Origin of the sequence: Streptomyces sp. NRRL S-495 (assembly GCF_000966955.1) — a bacterium.
Lineage (GTDB): Bacteria > Actinomycetota > Actinomycetes > Streptomycetales > Streptomycetaceae > Kitasatospora > Kitasatospora purpeofusca.
Genome location: NZ_JZWY01000619.1, coordinates 1 through 1,856, shown reverse-complemented (window position 1 = coordinate 1,856; position 1,856 = coordinate 1). Strand labels below are relative to the sequence as shown.

2 protein-coding genes are annotated in these 1,856 nt (G+C 74.2%); both read left to right on the top strand.

Annotated elements, in window-relative coordinates:
- The first annotated feature begins 341 nt into the window (after positions 1-341).
- A complete protein-coding gene (locus tag VR45_RS29000) occupies positions 342-1,436 on the top strand; it encodes an alpha/beta hydrolase-fold protein (RefSeq protein ID WP_078896921.1) in 1,095 nt (364 codons plus the stop codon).
- Positions 1,437-1,521: 85 nt separating this feature from the next.
- Positions 1,522-1,856 (top strand): RICIN domain-containing protein (locus VR45_RS28995; protein WP_045942820.1); only part of this gene is annotated, 335 nt, incomplete at its 3' end.

Sequence of the window (1,856 nt, the reverse complement as noted above, 5' to 3'; positions counted from 1 at the left end):
TCCTCGCCGATCCCGGCCTCCGCCACGAGGTCGGCGAGGCGCGCCTGCGGCCGGTCGACCAGCCAGTGGTAGAGCCGGCCTCGCTCGGAGTCGGGATCGAGCACGTCGTCGAGCACGGCACCTCCGTTTTCGCCATGTCCATGGCGATATGACATGTCGTCGAAGCCTACCCACGCCGGTGGCGCACATGCGCCGCTGGCCCAACCGGGCCGCCGGGCGCTCTGGCGCGCGGCGGGGTCGGATCGCGAGAGTTGCTCGGTGTCCGCACAGTTCGCCGGGCGTCCCCTCCGGACGGCCGGCGCACGGCCGCGCCCTCACGCCCTCATGCCCAAGGACGACCCATGACCGCTGCTCCGCCCACCGCCCGGCCCGCACCCGCGAGGACGGCGGTCGCCGCCCTGGTCGGCGCCCTCCTGCTGCTCCTCCTGCCCGGGGTGTCGTCCGCACGGGCCGGGGCGCCCGCCCCGCCGCCGATGACGGACGGCTTCGGACTGACCCGGGTCGGCGCCGTGACCGGCAGCGCCACCAACTTCGTCCTCACCGTGACCACCCCGCAGGTCGCCGGCGAGCACACGATCCGGATCCTGCTGCCGGACGACTATGCGGACCGCCCCGACAAGCGGTACCCGGTCCTCTACTTCCTGCACGGCGCCTCGGACAACCCCGCCAACCCGGGCCTCGCCTACCCCGCCCTGACTGCGGCGACCTCGATGATCACCGTCATCCCCGACGGCGGCCTGCGCGGCTGGTACACCGACTGGCTGGACGGCGGCACGGCGGCCGGCGCGCAGAACTGGCAGACCTTCCACCTCACCCAGGTGGTGCCCTTCATCGACGCGAACCTCCGCACCCTCACCGACCGGAAGCACCGCGCGGTCGGCGGCCTGTCGATGGGCGGCTTCGGCGCGCTGCACTACGCCCAGGCCCGCCCGGAGCTCTTCGGCCACGTCCTCACCATGTCCGGCGCCAACGACCTCTCGGCCGGCGAGATGGTCATCCGCGGCGCCGTCGTCGGGACCCTGACCAACGCCGGAACGGTGCTGTGCGCCCCGAGCGGCGGGCAGCCCTGTGGCTTCGACTTCGGACCCACGGTGTCCAGCGACGCGGTCTTCGGCACGCCGTACCCGGTCTTCGGCGCCGACTGGCGCTGGAACGCCGCCGACCCGACCGGCCACGCCGGACTGCTGGCCGACACCGGCATCGCCGTCTACACCGGCAACGGCAACGGCAACCCCGCCGGCATGGAGTTCTGGGCCGAGGGCACCGCGAAGCGCTTCACGGACCGCCTGACCGCCCTCGGCATACCGCACCGCTACGTGAACTACGGCAACGGCGCGGGCTGGGGTACCGCCTGCGACGGCGGCCACAGCTCGGGCTGCTGGGCCCAGGACCTCGTGGACTACGTGCCGCGCCTCGAAGCCGCCTTCGCCTCCTAGTCCGGGCGCGCCTGCCGCAACACCCGGGCGCACCTCGCCCCTCCGCACCGCACCACGGTTCCCCTCCCGACGAAAGGACCGACCCGTGCCGTCGACCTCCGCCCCGCCCGCGGCCCCGAGCCGCCGCTCCGCCCCCTGGCTGCGCCTGCTCGCGGCCGTCCTGGTGACCTGCTGCGCCGCGCTCGGCCTCACCGCCGCGCCGTTCACGGCGACGCGGGCCGACGCGGCCGTCACCGAAGCGTCCGCCACCGAAGCGTCCGGAGCCGCCATCGGACCGACCGCTGCCTGCGCGTCCCCGCAGCAGTGCCTGACCATCACCTCGCTCAGCAACGGCCGCCGACTCGACGTCCAGAACGGCTCGACCGGCGACGGCGCGTACATCGTCACCAACTCGGCGCCGGGCTACCACCAGTCCTGGCG